The organism is Maribacter aurantiacus (genome assembly GCF_005780245.1).
GTDB lineage: Bacteria > Bacteroidota > Bacteroidia > Flavobacteriales > Flavobacteriaceae > Maribacter > Maribacter flavus.
Genome location: NZ_VBUK01000001.1, coordinates 453418 through 470364, shown reverse-complemented (window position 1 = coordinate 470364; position 16947 = coordinate 453418). Strand labels below are relative to the sequence as shown.

Below are 16947 nucleotides of genomic sequence, written 5' to 3'. Positions count from 1 at the left end.
GGCCATGAAAAATATCAGCAAAAAAACAATAGCACCGGTAGGCCGCAGGCAGTTTCTAAAATCCTCTGGAGGAGCGGCCCTTTTTATTGGAGTTTCGGGACTATTGCCCAATTTAATCTCCTGTACGGATGCCAAAGGCATGCAAGGCCAATTCGCAAAACACGACGTCACGGCTTGGGTACGCATCACCGAAGATGGCCAGATAACCATCTACAATCCCGCGGCAGAAATGGGCCAGGGATCCATGACGGCACTTCCGGTCATTTTTGCCGAAGAAATGGATGCGGATTGGTCCAACGTGAACGTAGAATTTTCTCCCCAGGAATCGGACATTTACGGTTCCCCGGGATGGCAACCCGGCACCAAGCTTATGTTCACTGTGGGCAGCCGCACCACGAATAGCTATTATACCGTAATGCGCAAAGCGGGGGCTCAGGCCCGTTATGTGTTGCTACATTCCGCGGCAACTCATTGGAAGGTGCCCATCGAAGAATTGACTACGGGTTCCAGTACGATCATTCACGAAAAAAGCGGGCAAAAAATATCCTATGGTGACTTGGTAGCCTATTTGACCATGCCCGAAACCTTGCCCGATTTTAATGATGGGGGATTAAAGGATCCTAAAGATTTTAAATTAATCGGAAGTCAAATACCCCGTACGGAAATCCCACAAAAAGTGGACGGCAGTGCCCAGTTCGCCATCGACCTTCGTTTACCCGATATGGTCTATGGTGTTTTGGAACGGGGTGCCTTACATGGGGCCAAACCCACCCTGAACAACGAATCGGACATCCTGGCCATGGATGGTGTTTTAAAAGTTGTGCCTTTTGACTATGCTATTGGTATTGTAGCAAGTACTTTGGAGGCTGCCTTGGCAGCTAAAAAAGTTCTTGACATCACATGGAGCGATGCGCAGGCCTCCGGATTCAACTCTCAGGAAATTTACGATGTGTATGCCCAAATGGCCAGTGCCCCAAAAAAAGGAAATACCGTTAATGAAGTGGGAGATGTAAGTCAGGCGTTTCGGACGGCGGCCAAAACCTATGAAGCCGACTTCAAGAACGACTATGTCTACCACGCCCAAATGGAACCACTCAACGCGGTGGTTCAAGTAGCTGCTGATGGCCAAAGTGCCGAAGTCTGGGTAGGCAGTCAGCAGGGTCCGGATACCAAATTGGGAATCCCTGATCTGTTGGGCATTCCCCACGAAGCTGTTAACGTTCACCTGCAATATTTAGGCGGAGGCTTTGGAAGACGCAGTATGAACGATTTTGTCCTGGAATGTGGCCGCCTAGCACAGCAAATGGCACCGAAGCCTGTAAAATTGCTATGGACCCGAGAGGATGATGTCCGTTATGGAGCCTATAGACCCTTGACGTTGCAGCGGCTCAAAGTAAGTGCCGATGCCCAAGGAAACCTAAGCGGTTTCTCGCACTGTGTGGTGGGCGATGGTGGCAATCTGGTGGCCGGCGGAACCCGAAACGACCATTATGCCATCCCCAACCAATGGGTGGAATGGCGGGAAGCCTCGCATGGGGTACGTCTAAAACATTGGCGTTCCGTGGGGCATGGCCCAAATAAGTTTGCTATTGAGGCCATGATGGATGAGGTGGCCCAGGACCAGAACATAGATCCCGTGGCATTGCGAAAAAAACTGATGGCCGATTCCCCGCGCGCTCTGGCTACCTTGGAAAAAGTGGCCGAAATTTCGGAATGGGAAGCTCCCTTGCCCGAAGGTCGGGCCAAAGGCGTCGCCTTTGTGGAACATGGTTCCTTGGGAACCGGCGTATGTGAAATTTCGGTGGACCGCAACACGGGAAAAATCAACGTGCACCATTTTTGGATCGCCCTGGATGCCGGTGTGGTGGTACAACCGGACAATGTAAAGGCCCAGATGGAAGGGGGCATTATTATGGGCATCAGCTCCGTACTCAAAGAACAGATTACCTTGGTGGATGGCCAAGTACAACAAAGCAACTACGACAATTATCCACTCTTGCGCATGCAGGAAGTACCCGATAGTATTGAAACGGTGATTATTCCCACAGCAGAACATCCGGAAGGTGTGGGCGAGACCGCTACCCCCATGGTGGCCGGGGCTATTGCCAATGCCTTTTTAAAATTGACGGGCAAACGCTTGCGGCACCTACCTTTTACCCCAGACCGGGTGTTGGCGGTGTTGAATAGTTAGAGTAATGGTCTATAATATCAATAAAAGAATTTCGGAGTCAATACATATAAACCCGAAAACAACTAAAAATAAATGTCCGTAGACACCTATAGAACCTGTCAAAATTGTGGAACCGAAAATTTAAATCGGGATTATTGTAAAAACTGTGGGGAAATAATCAATATTAATTTAAAAAGAAAGCTTGAACGCCAGCAAAAGGCAAAGGAAAAGAGAGAAACCCAAAAGATAAAGAAAAAAAATAAAATAACCCTCTTTTTTGAAGACGCAAAGCAACATGAGAATATAGTCATCCGGTATACCGCCCGCTTTTTTTACTCGATTTGGATTGTGGTACTGGCCATAGGTTCTTTTTTAGCGTTGGTTTTTGGATATATTGCGGCTTAGGATTTGAAACCATTCCGATGAAGCAGGTCTTTCTAACATTTCAAAAACACTATTTTCAGGTATTTTCACTCTTTGCGGTGTTGATCTATTTGGCGCAACGCTTGGAGATATCCCTTCCAGCACTAGCAAATAATTATCTGAACGATTTCTTGTGTATGCCCATTGTGCTGAAAATTTGTTTGGAAGGGGCGCGATTTATAAAATCGGACAATAGATTGCAATTGCCCCCTATGTTGTGCTTCACAGTCACCCTGCTATTCGCTGGCTACTTCGAAGGATATCTGCCCATTATAAATGCGCGCTATACACAAGACCCTTGGGACTTACTTTGCTACGCCGCAGGAATGTGCTTGTTTTTTTGGTTAGAGCGAAGAATACGTACAGAATGATCATCATTTTGTAGACCATAGCTTGCAGGTGTCGAACGGTTACCTGATACACAAATTGACCAATATGTCATTTCGAATCGAGTATAGAAATCCAAAAAATATCGAATAAACATTCTGTCACTTCGAGTGTTTTCAAACGAACGGTAGTGAAGTCGAAAATGTATCGAGAAGCTTTCTAGTAAAAAAACTGCCTTGAGCGGCCAGTCCACAGCTTGTTCACTGAGCTGAGTCAAAATGACCCAATCACTCCCGATGTCATTTTGAACTGAATATAATGAACGTGAAAAATCTAAAATTCCATTCTATCGTTTTTGAAACCTTTATCGGCGATGGAAAAAGTATCGAACTCTAACCCTTCCCATTTCACTTAACGAGAAACACCCTTTTCCTCCCAAACCGATATGGCCTCCTTAGCCAATAGCTGCGTCATTCTAAATTCCTTGTGTCGCTGGTCGCTATCCATTTCGTAGTAACAATTGGAATACACATATCCATAATCCTTGGCATCCTGCGCAGAGGCCCCAAAATAAACGGCTTTAAACTGCGCCCAATAACAGGCTCCCAAACACATCATACAAGGTTCGCAACTGGTATATAGCACACAATCTTGTAAGCCATCCTTACCCAGTTTTTTAGCCGCAATTTGAATGGCGTGTAGCTCCGCATGCTGCGTAATGTCCTGTTCCTTTTTTACTTGGTTGTGTACGGCGCACACCACTTGATCTTTTAATACGATTACCGCCCCAAAAGCACCTCCGGTAGAAGCGCTTTTCCCCTCTTTGGCCTTTGTGATGGCCATTTGCATATAGGTCTCGTGTGTCATGGTGTTTTGTTGTTAATGATAAGTCGATTGATTGCGACTACCGTGCTCGTTCACCCGAACATGGGATATAATCTTTATTTGGAACTATCTTTCTCAGTTGATGACCAATACCTTTTTTAAGGTTTATAGAAAATATCATTTCGAATGGAAGCTGAGCCAAAAACAGGAAAGTGTGAAAAATATTAAAATATGCCGTGGGATTTCTGATTTGTCAATATTTTCAATTCTTAAGCATTTGCCTATAATATTAAACTTTACTTCTTATATCCAACGAAAATATCCCCATAATTGGGTATTTTTTAGTTTGATTCCGCATCCTTTCTTTGTTCCCGTAAAAATAGGCCCATTTCTGGATAGCAGCAATAACATATTTCGGGGGAACATTGAAATTGCGAACAGGGTGGGCCTTTACAAGATACGTGATTATCCTATAATATACCAAAGTACTTTCCTGAAGGCATCGAACCTACTAGGCCCAACATTCAAAAGCGCATCCTAAAAGCGTGCGGCTATACCGGCCATTTTAACGAAATAGCCTTATGGAATATCGTAATGTCCCAAATGCCTTGTAAATTTTGACTTGGCTGTTAGGAAACAATCAAATTTAAGTATCTTGATTACCTAACGTAAAACGCGATCATGAAAGGTAAAAAAATCTGCTCCATGCCATTTTTGGCCATATTCTTTCTTGCACTGTGTGCTGGAAAAACGCTTAACGCCCAACAAGAATTTCTATACGGTGATCTCTTACCGGATGCACCGAAACTTGCCGCACGGGGCAAACACACCGTAGGGGTCCAAACCATGGAGCTCTTCCATAAAGATCAAATTGACATCCTAAATTCTAAAGGAGGAAAGGACGTGCTTTACGATCGACCTCTGACCGTTGAAGTTTGGTATCCTGCAGCAGTAGCATCAGCCAACAACGTATTGACGACATATGAAGAAGTAATGGGCACGCGTGGGGATAGCCTGCGCCCATTGATTCCCTTTACTTTTAAAGGCAGGGCCGTTAGAGACGCAGCACCAAAAACAACGGAAGGTGCTTTTCCCTTGGTAATAGTTTCGCATGGCTATGTAGGTTCGCGCTATTTGATGACCTATCTCACAGAAAATTTAGCATCCAAAGGGTATGTAGTTGTTGCCATTGACCATACCGATTCTACTTTTAGGGACGCCAATGCGTTTTACAGTACCTTGCTGAACAGGGCCAAGGACATCACATTTGTTTTAAATGAAATGGCTGCTTTGACCAATACCCCCTTTGGGAAAATTACGGATGTAGACCGTACGGGCATAATTGGTTATTCCATGGGCGGCTATGGTGTTTTAAATGTGGGTGGTGCGGGTTATAGTGATGGTGCTGCTGGTTTCTTCGGACAAATGACAGGGGGCAGCACGGCTATCCAATCCCTTGTAGCTAGCAATCCCGATTATCAAGAATCCATTGATCCACGCATAAAGGCGGTCGTAGCCTTTGCCCCTTGGGGTATGGCGCGGGGGATTTGGCATGCTGAAGGGTTAAAAGGGTTAAAAAAACCCACTTTTTTCATTGCCGGCAGTCAGGATGATATATCCGGCTATGAAAATGGTATCAAGGCCCTATATGAAGGAGCTATCAATGCAGACCGATACCTGCTTACCTATATGAATGCAAGGCATAATGTGGCCCCAAATCCACCACCGACCGAATCCTTGGCGCCCGGACTCCACATGGATGAATATTATCGCTATGCAGATTCCTCATGGGACCAGCGTAAAATAAATAATGTTAATCAACACTTTGTCACCGCATTTCTGGGTACCCATCTAAAGGGAGAGGACCATTCCCTACTCTTGGACATTCCTAAAAACTCCAATGAGAAGGATTGGCCCGGTTTTAAACCACGCTCATCCACCGGCATGGAATTGTTACATGCACAGGGAATGGAATAGAAAAAATAGATAGTTCAATCTGATGCAAATTATAAGGTCTTGGTTTGGCTTTTTGGTCCAAAACCATTCAAGACAGTGTTCTTTACAGGTCCATTTATTGACCTAAAGTTTTGCTTAAGGGCATTTATCGCTAAAGTCGTTGATGTACCTTGACAAATAATACTCATTTTGATAAACAAAAAGAGGCTAGTTAAAGATAGGTAGACCACCTCACTTGGTGCAACAACAAAAACCTACCCTTGGTTAGCATTTTTGTTTGGTGGACTCTTCTCTTGACCAATGGCATTTGTGATGGAACATTAAAACGGGAAAGCATTTTGGTAAACAGTTTCTTATTAAAGGGCAAACTTATTGGAGACTGCTGGTATCCGTGGAATCGGTCGTTACAAAAAAGTCCTTGATCTTGGGGTCTATGCCCTTGTATACCTGAAGCGCAGGGCGCTCTTTTTGAAGGGCTTCCAGAGCCGCTTCGGAGATATTCGTATCCCAAATATAGAGTTTGGAGAGCTTCGGCAATTGCTTAAAAAATTCTACGCTCCGGTCCGTTATTCCCGTTTGGTATACCTTGAGGAGGGTCAGGTTCTGCAAATTCGTAAGCGATTGTAACTCCTCGTCCGTCAACGGGGTTCCATCAATTTCCAACCATTCCAGATTCGTACAGGAGGCGATTGTGGCCATCTCCGCAGTGCCAACAGGCAGGCCGCTCACATCCAGTTCCACGAGGTTGTTCGCTACCCGTTTTAAATCCGTTATCGGTTTGGGGTCATAGGTTGGTGGCGCATAGACGTCCACACTAAGGGCGTTGGAGTTGGCCGCCATTCTTTCAATGGTGAGATAGTCCGAGGACAGGTTCTGCAAGGTACTATCCACAACCGAGGCAAAACTCCGCCATTTTTCTTCCGGGTCCAGCGTCCTCAATTCCTGTATGAGCCCTACCAGCGGTTCCGAGGGTTCTAGCTGGTCCAGTCGTACCGTATCGGGAGCGCCCAGGGCGATCCAACGTTCCAAGATATTGATTTCGAGTTCGCTCAATGGGGTCTTCCCCTCCGGTGGCATATGGTCCTCGTCCTCTTTGGGCAGCCGTACGCGCCGTACCAACAAACTCTTTTCCAAATCTCCGGGTACCACGGCCGGGCCGTGTTCTCCCCCTTTAAAAAGTTCGTCAAGGCTTGTCATCCAGAGTTCGCCTTTTTGTTTGTTGGGATTGTGGCAGGATACGCAGGTATTGTCCAAAATACGCATCACGACATCCGAATAAATATTCGGGTTTTCGGGCATTTTATCCTGTCTTTTGCTTTGTGGAAAGGCCAAAAAATCGGCGCCATGGGTGACCATTCCCCCATAGTGGCCCGTAAACCCTATAAGTCCTATGAGTACGACCTGAACAGCTTTCTGATACACTGCACGGGATGGAAACATATTTACAAAGGCATACCATACAGCCGATAGCAAGGCCAGGGCCCCGCCCAACCATTGATGCCAAACGAGGAGATCCCCTTTTACCAAGGTGTCCTTCCCTAGAAAAAAGCCTGATATGGCCGTAATCAAGGCCGATACTACCGCAACTATTAGCAACCTTTTCGGCACATTTTTACCCGTTAGGCCCAAGAAAATGGCGATGAGCAGCAGCACAATGGGGAAATGCAGCACCAAGGGATGCCACCGTCCCAACCAGGATACCCACGCCGGCAATTCCATGTAGGATTCAAACAGCAGGCAGAAAACCAAAAAGACGGAAAGCCCCAAAATGAGGTAGTCCACCCAGCGTTTTTGCGTAGACTTTGTCATCGGGTTATGCTAAAAGGTCTTTGATGACATTCCCGGCCACGTCCGTCAGTCGAAAACGACGTCCCTGATATTTGTACGTAAGCTGTTCATGGTCCAGTCCCAAGGCATACATCAAGGTTGCATGAAAATCGTTGATATGTACCGGATTTTCAATGACATTGTACCCAAATTCATCGGTCTGACCGTAATTCAAGCCTTGCTTTATGCCCCCACCGGCCATCCAGATACTGAAGGCTCTGGGGTGGTGGTCCCTGCCATAATTGGCCGGGTCGAACTTTCCTTGGCAGTAATTGCCCCTTCCGAATTCTCCTCCCCAGATTACCAAGGTATCCTCCAACATGCCCCGTTGTTTCAGATCCAAAACCAAAGCGGCCGAGGCTTGGTCAACATCCTTCGCCTGACCCGCCATTTCGTTGGGCAGATTGCCGTGCTGGTCCCAGCCCTGATGGTATAATTGTATGAACCTCACCCCGTTCTCCGCCAATCTTCTTGCTTGAAGCGCATTGGCCGCATAGGTTCCGGGTACCTGGCAATCCTCGCCATATAGGTCGATAATGGATTTGGGTTCCTTGGAAATGTCCATGACATCGGGAACCGACATCTGCATGCGATACGCCATTTCATATTGGGCAATACGCGATTCTATCTCGTCATCGCCCGTCTCCACATGATGTAGCTTGTTCAATATGGATACCTCGTTCAAGAGGTCTCGTTTTTCCGATCGGGAAATACCCTCCGGGTCATTGAGATAGAGTACGGGGTCCTTTCCGGAACGCAACAGCACCCCTTGGTGCTTGGAATCCAAAAACCCGCTGGACCAAAGTTTTGAATAGAGCCCTTGGCTATTGCCATCTCCCCTAGAGGTCAGAACCACAAAAGAAGGCAGGTTCTTATTTTCGCTGCCCAGGCCATAACTCATCCAAGAACCCATACTGGGCCTACCGGATATCTGGCTTCCGGTCTGAAAAAAGGTGATGGCGGGATCGTGGTTGATTGCTTCGGTATGCATACTGCGGATGACCGTGATCTCATCGGCAATTTTAGCCGTATACGGAAAAAAATCACTGATCCAGGTACCACTTTGTCCATGTTGCCTGAAGTTGACGGCCGGCGGCATCAACGGAAACTTTTCCTGATTCGCCGTCATGCCCGTTAACCGTTGCCCGTTTCGGATGGATTCCGGCAAATCTTCACCCATGCGCTTGCGCAACATCGGTTTATAATCAAAGGTTTCCAATTGCGAGGGCGCCCCGGCCTGAAACAGATAGATGACCCGTTTTGCCTTGGGGGCAAAATGGGGGATGCCCAAAGGTTGTTGGGCCAACTCTTTGGAGCCGTTCTTGAACAGATCGGGAATTAATAGGGAGCCTAAGGCCAAGGAACCTATGCCCACGCTCAACTGTGAAAAAAAGTGGCGTCTATTGACCTTTAAAGGGTTTTCGTTTTTATGTTCTTCCATACGCTTACTCTTTGGTGATGGTTTCGTCCAAATTATAGATTACCTGTGCGGTGAGCATGAGTGCGGCCGTCTTTGCGGCATCGGTTTCCAGCCTGGGATATTCCCCTGCCGCAATCAATTTTTCCGCCTCTGCCTGTCGCTCCCTATATCCTTTTAAGGCATCCTGGTAATAATTGGTGAGTGCCGCCAATTCCTGCGCTTTGGGAGACCGGACTAGGATGCGCCTGAAGACATCGGTCACATATTCTTTTCCATTTGGGTCTTCATAGACCAAGTTTTGGGCTAATACCCGGGCCGCTTCCAAGATCTGCACATCGTTCTGGAGCACCAAGGCCTGTAAAGGGGTATTGGTCTTTTGCCGTCGAACTTCCGAAAAATCGCGGGTGGGCGCATCAAAAATGGTCATGTTGGGCGGTGGCAGGGTCCTTTTCCAAAAGGTGTACAGGGAGCGTCTGTAGAGGTCGGCACCCTCGTCCTGAATATAATTTGTTAGGACACCCCTGTTTCCGCCGGCATTCGTTTCCTCCCAAAGACCGGGAGGTTGGTAGGGCTTTACGCTGGGTCCCCCAATTTCCTGATTTAATAGTCCACTGGTGGCAAGGATGTAATCGCGAATCATTTCCCCGCTCATTCGAAACCTAGGGGCTCGTGCCCACCATATATTTTCGGGGTCCGAAAGTTTCAAGTCGGACCTTAACTCCGATTTTTGTTGGTAGGTAGTCGAAAGCATTATTTTTTTGAGCAGGTACTTGATGTCCCAACCGTGTTCCATGAAATCCACTGCCAGCCAGTCCAATAGTTCCGGATGCGTAGGTAGGCTCCCCTGAACCCCAAAATCCTCTACGGTTTCCACAAGGCCCTTTCCAAAAAGCATGGCCCAGATGCGGTTCACGAATACCCTGGCCGTTAATGGATGCTTTTGGTCCGTGAGCCATTGCGCGAGTCCCAGGCGGTTTTTGGGAAGGTTATCGGGAAAAGCGAATATCGATTTTGGTGTGTTTGGAAGGACGGAATCGGTGGGTTGGTCGTATTCCCCTCGGTTTAAAATATAGGTGGTCTTGGGTGCGGAATCGTTCATGACCATTACGTTGATCTTGGGGGTATCCTTCATATTGATAAAGGAAAGCACGCCATTGGTCTCCGCTGCCGAAATCTGGATAAACGGGGGGTCGGCAAAAAAAGCTTGGTTCTTGGCCTGCACGGCATCCATCTGAAGTCCCTTCTCATCCACTTGGTTGAAAAAGGCGAACATTTCAAAATAGTCCTTCTGGGAAATGGCGTCGTATTTATGGTCATGGCAACGTGCACATTCCAGCGTAAGCCCTAAAACCCCTTTTCCCAAGGTGTTGGTACGGTCCAGCACGTAATTGACCCTGTATTCCTCCTGAATGACCCCTCCCTCTTGGGTTATGGGATGATTTCTGTTGAATCCCGTCGCCAAGATCTGTTCCTTGGTGGGATTGGGCAGGAGGTCGCCCGCCAACTGCCAGGTTAAAAAGGTATCGTACGGAAGGTTCTTGTTAAAGGCATGGATGACCCAATCGCGCCACGGCCACATGGTACGATAGCTATCGTCCTGATAGCCATGGGAATCCGCATAACGTGCAACATCCAACCAGGATTGGGTCATACGCTCGCCATAGGCCGGGGAGGCCAAAAAAGTATCGATGATATGCGCTATGGTATCTTGGGAAGTCGGGGCCAAAAGTTGGGAAACCGTTTCGGGATTAGGGGGCAATCCGGTTAAATCCAAACTGATTCTCCGTAGCAAGGTCTCATTGGAAGCTTTATGGGAAGGAACCAAGTTGTGCTCTTCCAATTTTTTGAGAACAAAGGCATCGATCTCATTGTTCCCCCAAGTGCTTTTGGTTTCGGGAAGGGACGATTTTTCAGGCGGGATGTACGCCCAATGCTTTTCAAATGGAGCCCCTTGCTCGATCCATTTTTTGATGAGTTTTTTTTCATAGGCCGATAGGGACAATTTGGAATCGGCGGGAGGCATCTGTGTTGTGGGGTCCTCAGAAAGTATAGCTTGATAGGCCTTGCTCTCCCTAAGGTTTTTAGGCACAATCGCAAAGTGACCGGGCGATTCCGGTAGTTCCGATAAAGCGGATTCCTGAACGTCCAATCGCAGTCCGGCCTTGCGTTTATTGGCATCGGGACCGTGACAGGTATAGCAATTATCGGAGAGAATCGGTTTTATATGAAAATTATAATCTACCGTTTCCGGTAACGACAGGCTGGCATATTCTTCGTTTTCGAATTCAAAAAGGCCCGCTTTATAGGCATACAATCCGCCAATAATAGCTGCCAAAACCAGGGCCGTAATAACTTTGTAATTCATTTGGGATGGGTTGAAATCCGGTCGCCCTCTAAATGTAATCAATTTACCCTTAATTTCAATTACTTAGCAAGCCTCCAACAAAGGTATCGGTAGTTGATGCCCAAAAAAATAATAGGAATAATTGATACTTTTGCAGCATGGAAAAAGAAACAACCAGGCTACTATACGACTACCTGCTAAAAACCGGAATCAGCGAAACGCTTGCCGCATATCTAAACCTGATCATCCTGATGGCCGCGGTACTCGTTTTGGCATGGATTCTGGACTGGGTCATTTGGAAGTTTTTAAGGGCCTTTTCCATACGAATTGCCAGGCAATCAAAGACCAATTTCGATAATTTTTTGGTTGCCAACAGGGTGCCTAGGTACTTTGCCCATCTAGCACCAATGTTTCTCCTGTTCAAAACGGTGCCCGTCGCTTTTATAGATTTTGACTTCGCCCGAGGCATCGCCATGAAAACCCTGCAAGTAGTGTTGGTGCTCTTGGCCTTGTCGATCATCAAACGTGTGTTCAGGAGTATCAATGATTACCTAAAGACCAAACCAAGGTTTAGGGACAAGCCCCTAGATAGCTACATACAGGTATTTATGATTTTTGGCTGGTCCGTAGGTATTTTGGCGATCCTGGCAATAGTGACCAACGTACAGGTCTGGAAATTCTTTACGGCCTTGGGTGCAGGTTCGGCCATAATCCTTTTGATATTCAAGGATTCCATTTTGGGTCTTGTGGCAAGTATCCAGGTAAGTGCCAACGATATGGTACGCATAGGCGACTGGATCACTTTTGATAAATATGGAGCCGACGGGGATGTGATAGAGATCAACCTTGCCACGGTAAAGGTCCAGAATTTTGATAAGACCATTACCACGATTCCCACTTATGCCTTGATATCCGACTCGTTCAAAAACTGGCGGGGCATGCAGGAATCGGGAGGAAGACGGATCAAAAGGGCCTTGATCATCAGTCAAAAAAGTATTCGTTTTCTCTCCGATAAGGATGTGGAAGCGCTAAAAAAAATCCAATTGATACAACCGTATTTGTCCGACAGAAACGAAAAAATAATGGCCTTCAATATTGAAAATGGCCGGAACAAGGAACTGGCGATCAACGGTAGAAACCTCACCAACATTGGCGTCTTTCGCAAGTATATTACGGATTATCTGGAAACCCACTCTGCCGTAAACAAGGGCATGACCCTCATGGTAAGGCAATTGGCCCCCTCGCCTCAGGGCATCCCTTTGGAAATCTATGCCTTTAGTGCGGACAAGCGTTGGGAAAACTATGAATATGTTATGGCAGACATCTTCGATCACCTAATGGCGGCCCTTCCCTTTTTCGATTTAAAGGTTTTTGAGCTCCCGATGGATTTTGGACAGGACGTTTGAGAATCTTAACGAATTGAAGACCCAATAATACCATTCTCACCAAAAGTTCATTCCACAAAAAAAGTCCCAGCTTACGCTAAGACTTTTTGACCACTTAGTGGTCCCACCTGGGTTAGTTCGCCTTGCTCATGGACCAGAGGGAGACCACTTATGCAAATAGAAAACCTAGGGTCGCAAAACGACCCTAACTGTTTTTTCAATTTCTCAATAATGCCAAATCCCATTTGGATATTTCCAAATTGAAAAAACCCACACCTTTCGGTATGGGTTTTCTGCTTGATGTGGTCCCACCTGGGCTCGAACCAGGGACCCCCTGATTATGAGTCAGTCTCTTTATGGTCTCAAATGATTTTATATGGTCTGAAACGCCCATTTTATGGGGTTTTTAATTATCTTTAAATTCGTTTTAGACCATTCAAAACCAAAAAAAGCACGCTGAAAGCACGCTGAAAAAAATTATATGAAAATCTCTTTTTCTTATGGCAACAATTAAGGTAACCTTCGATAGACGCGCCTCTAACACGATTAAAGGTAAAAAATTTCCCTTGGTCCTACGCATCAGCCATAACCGAAAAACACGCGACATTCCTTTCAATTTGCACTTAAAGGAGAATCAATATGATTTTACCACAGGTAAAATTAAAGGTGTTATAAACGCTGTGCGCCACACTAAAAGAACAATTAAGATATATTCAGATGTGGATTTATGGCTGGATGAGCACGCTGGAGAAATAAAAAATTGGGAAATGAATCGCCTAAAATCAGAAATCGAACAACGATTCTTTAAAAAATCGCAATCCCGCACCATTTTGAATCATGGCGCAAAATATTTGAACCGACTGCGTATTGAAGGAAGGTTTTCGACTGCAAGTTCTTATGAGGATGCCTTAAAATCTTTAATTAAATATAGGCGACATTTAAAAGGTTTGGAGGATTCCAAAATCAAATCCTTATTTGAAATCAAGGATGACAAAATGATACCTTTAGAAGAATTCAAGAATTTCGATATGGAGATTAAGGCCATCGATTATGGTTTCTCGAAAGACTTCAAAGCTTACCTATTAAATCGTTACACCTCAAAAAATACTCCGGCCATATTTCTTAGAAGTCTGCAGGCCATTATGAACGATGCAAGGAAAACCTATGAAGATTTGAAAGACCACAAACCCTTGTCGAACATTAAAAAGAAAAGCCACGCAAATGCACCAACACCAATCGATTTACAGGATATCCAAAAAATCCGAAAATTAGAGTTGACACCGTATACCCCTATCTGGGACAATCGCAACTATCTACTTTTCATGTTCAATAACATGGGTATGAATTTTTTCGATATGGCCATTTTAAAACGCTTTCAATTTGTGGATAATCGTATCAAATATTTTCGCAAAAAAACACACTATGAGGGTGATTATTTCAGTGTACTTCAGAACGATGAGTCTTTGGAAATCATCAACCACTATTTAAACGGTCAAGATGATAATGAGTATCTTTTTCCAATTATCCCAAATAGTACTTCGACTGAACGTCTTTATAAGGTCAATAAAGGAAAAATTAAAATTTTCAATAAGTACGCTGGTCAAATTGCAGCTCTTGCTGGCATTGATAAAAAAATCACTACCTACACATTACGGGATACTTGGACAAACATTGGCTTGGATATGGGTATTGATATCCGAAAGATTTCATCGGGGTTGGGACATTCCAGTGTACAGGTAACGGAAAAGCACTATGGCAGAAGCGTTTCGGAAAAAATTCTGGACGAAATAAATGCCAAAATCACTTCATCATAGAGAATAACTAAACTCAAATATTATACTTTCTAACTATTAAGGTTTTAAAATCATTGTAACTGTTTGATGTTCTTTTTTATGCACCTGTATTTTTCCCCCTAACCACAAAAAATCCTGAAGCAGATTCCGTGCCATTAGTCCCTTTTGCCCCTAAAATGAAATTCCCCTATTCTTTTTTCGCTTACTGTAGTCTGTAAGTTCGTCCTTAAATCCGTTGTAACCTTCCTCCTGGTTCCCTGTCGGTTTGTCCAATAGTGAGCCGATTGCATGAACGCCCTTTCTCAATAGTCGGTTTTGCTGGATAGCGGATTTCTTTGTTGTTCTCTCTTGTATGGTTTTACGGAGTCCCTTGTCCATGTGATATCGCACTATTTCTGGATAAAGGTTGGGGTAAGCGCTTTCATCTGTCAGCATATAAGCGACCCTATCGTACTGGCCCAGTTCCATCAAATGGCCGGCCCAAAGGTTTTTCAGATTATTTCTTCTTGTTTTGATGAGATTTTCCAAAACCAGATGCTGTTGCTTTAAGGTCGTTCCCAAGTCGGGAATGGAACTTAAATAAAGACTTGTCCGCTTCGGTATCGGGTAACTTGAGTTTATGCCGGTGTAAATGGATTTGACGATAAATCCGTTCTCTCCTTTCTCAAAATAGAATCCTTTGGCATTGAAAAATGTGATATAGTCCTTTGAGGATTTCTCGAAGGATGCATGCATCCGTTCGGCATGTTTGAGGTACGCACCTAGAGCGAGGCTTTCATATCGTTGTTTATAATCTGTATTCATGCGTTCGAACAGTCCGGGAAAGACCATCGGAAGAAAAAAGGAAATCGCCGTTTGCTTGGATTTGTTGTCAGCTTCCTGCTTTATCAGCATTTCCATCATCAGATGGTTCTGGCGGACAAAGCCATCCAAAACATGCTCCTCCATGTTTTTCGGTAAGGGCAAATGCCCTAAGGGTACAGGAACGGAATATTTGTCGGAATCGGCGAACAGCAGTTTGTTATTTTGGTACCTGACCCCAAGAGCTTGGAACAGGTGCCTAACGCTCCCATCCGTTGTTCCTACATCGAAAACACCTTTTCTTACTATATCCCCTATCAAATCGAACTTGCCCTGTAGGGCTTCCTTTTCTCTTCTGGTTTCTGTTTCATGTATCCGTTGTTGGATTTGGGGAAAGTTTTCTTTTAGGTTTTTCCTAAATGTATGTATCTGCTCCCCTGACATATATTTTTCAAGGAAGCGATGTTCTTTTGATTCCATCAGGATTGGAACGATGTCCGTAAACCTGAGGGTCCCGATATGTTCCGATAGCAGTCCTTTTTGCCGTCTTGATTTCAAATGTGAATTTTGAATCGCTTCCCTTATCAGCTTTTCCTTTTCAAGTTGGAACTGTTTGCTATGAATGTTTATTTCGGTCCATGCATCGCCATTGCCGAAAATATCCAACCGCTCCTGCATCATCAGATGTTTGCCAAGCTCCCTTTCCCTGAGTACATATCCTGACTTATCATAGATGGTATACCCATCAATGGTATCCAGCTTTATATCCAGTGCGATATCCATGCCCTGATATTCCTTGAGCACTTCCTTGAGGTCGTGTGGACGGATGGTCCTAAATAAATTGTAGGTCGTCTCTATCTGTTTCAACAGCCGCTTTCGGTGCATCGGCAGCAGCTTAGACCTTTTATGGCCGTCAAAGACCTTTTGGAGTTTCGGGCCGCTCATTTGTCGGTGTACCTGGGAACCGTTGATAAACCTTGTTCGGTATCCCTGTCGGTTGTCCAGTCCAAAGGCTACCCCTACCCTTCCCGATGTGCTTTGGGTCTTGCGTATTTCAATGTGATAAGGCTTGACGAGTCTGGCAAGTTCCCCAAAACTCCTGACCTTATGTTTCTGTAGGATGCGGTTCAATACGTCCTGTATATAATATCTTGTCCCTTGGGTGTCGTCGTTTTCGGTCTTTAGTTCCGGTAATCTGAATATTGGGAGTTCATTCTCCTTTTTCGTCCTTGGGGTAGGTTCAAGGCCGTATTTCGATTCAAGATAACTGGTGGTGGCCATGCTCCTTCTCTTGCTATTGTAGAGACTCAGCAATTGTCCCTTGTCATTGACATTGGTGGTTACGATATGTACGTGCTCATGTTTGGTGTCGCTATGTCTTGTTACCATGTAGGGCTGTTCCCCGTAACCCATCTTTTCCATGTACTCCTTCGAGATTTCAAAAAAGGTTTTGTCGTCGACATGTTCGTTGTGGGGCAGGTTCAGGCTGATATGGGCATAGCGGTTCTTGGTCGCGTTGCGCTGTCCCTGAAAATGGAGCAGGCTCCCGAAAAACTTCGGGGTGATGTCCTGGGAAAAGGTGTTGCCGTAGCCGAGTACCTGCATGCCTTCTTTACCGAGGACATAGTTCATTGTTCCCCTGCAGGTTCGGCCGTAAATTATCTTGGCTATCATAT

11 protein-coding genes are annotated in these 16947 nt (G+C 45.5%); 6 read left to right on the top strand and 5 right to left on the bottom strand.

The genetic code is table 11. From position 1 onward, the window contains the following. Positions 1–4 precede the first annotated feature (4 nt). The 3 genes from FEK29_RS01990 to FEK29_RS01980 all read left to right on the top strand — a co-directional run bounded on the left by FEK29_RS01990 (position 5) and on the right by FEK29_RS01980 (position 2964). Complete coding sequence (locus FEK29_RS01990) at positions 5–2191, top strand: xanthine dehydrogenase family protein molybdopterin-binding subunit (RefSeq protein WP_138256724.1); 2187 nt, start codon at positions 5–7, stop codon at positions 2189–2191. A gap of 72 nt (positions 2192–2263) precedes the next feature. Further along, positions 2264–2575, top strand: coding sequence for a hypothetical protein (locus tag FEK29_RS01985; RefSeq protein WP_138256723.1), 312 nt, complete (start codon positions 2264–2266; stop codon positions 2573–2575). Between the two features lie 17 nt (positions 2576–2592). Further along, positions 2593–2964 carry a hypothetical protein gene (locus FEK29_RS01980; protein WP_138256722.1) on the top strand — a complete coding sequence of 124 codons (372 nt, stop codon included), beginning with the start codon at positions 2593–2595 and terminating at the stop codon, positions 2962–2964. A gap of 367 nt (positions 2965–3331) precedes the next feature. Here the strand turns inward: FEK29_RS01980 and FEK29_RS01975 are convergent, their stop codons facing one another. After that, positions 3332–3787: a nucleoside deaminase gene (locus FEK29_RS01975; RefSeq protein ID WP_138256721.1), complete on the bottom strand. Its 456-nt coding sequence runs from the start codon at positions 3785–3787 to the stop codon at positions 3332–3334. Positions 3788–4426: 639 nt separating this feature from the next. On the opposite strand from FEK29_RS01975, the gene FEK29_RS01970 reads away from it, so the two are divergent. After that, positions 4427–5722, top strand: coding sequence for an alpha/beta hydrolase family protein (locus FEK29_RS01970; protein WP_240042639.1), 1296 nt, complete (start codon positions 4427–4429; stop codon positions 5720–5722). A 348-nt stretch (positions 5723–6070) separates the two neighbouring features. On the opposite strand, the gene FEK29_RS01965 is transcribed toward FEK29_RS01970, so the two are convergent. The 3 genes from FEK29_RS01965 to FEK29_RS01955 are packed head-to-tail and all read right to left on the bottom strand — an operon-like array spanning position 6071 to position 11313. Further along, a complete protein-coding gene (locus tag FEK29_RS01965) occupies positions 6071–7510 on the bottom strand; it encodes a c-type cytochrome domain-containing protein (protein WP_138256720.1) in 1440 nt (479 codons plus the stop codon). A 4-nt stretch (positions 7511–7514) separates the two neighbouring features. Then, positions 7515–8969: a DUF1501 domain-containing protein gene (locus tag FEK29_RS01960; RefSeq protein ID WP_138256719.1), complete on the bottom strand. Its 1455-nt coding sequence runs from the start codon at positions 8967–8969 to the stop codon at positions 7515–7517. Positions 8970–8973: 4 nt separating this feature from the next. After that, complete coding sequence (locus tag FEK29_RS01955) at positions 8974–11313, bottom strand: PSD1 and planctomycete cytochrome C domain-containing protein (RefSeq protein ID WP_138256718.1); 2340 nt, start codon at positions 11311–11313, stop codon at positions 8974–8976. Positions 11314–11450: 137 nt separating this feature from the next. On the opposite strand from FEK29_RS01955, the gene FEK29_RS01950 reads away from it, so the two are divergent. Then, positions 11451–12698, top strand: coding sequence for a mechanosensitive ion channel family protein (locus FEK29_RS01950; protein ID WP_138256717.1), 1248 nt, complete (start codon positions 11451–11453; stop codon positions 12696–12698). Positions 12699–13177: 479 nt separating this feature from the next. Further along, the gene (locus FEK29_RS01945; protein WP_138256716.1) at positions 13178–14491 is read left to right on the top strand and encodes a tyrosine-type recombinase/integrase; all 1314 of its coding nucleotides are present in this window, start codon (positions 13178–13180) and stop codon (positions 14489–14491) included. 150 nt (positions 14492–14641) lie between these two features. Here the strand turns inward: FEK29_RS01945 and FEK29_RS01940 are convergent, their stop codons facing one another. Further along, complete coding sequence (locus FEK29_RS01940) at positions 14642–16945, bottom strand: relaxase/mobilization nuclease domain-containing protein (protein ID WP_138256715.1); 2304 nt, start codon at positions 16943–16945, stop codon at positions 14642–14644. Between the last annotated feature and the right edge of the window lie 2 nt (positions 16946–16947).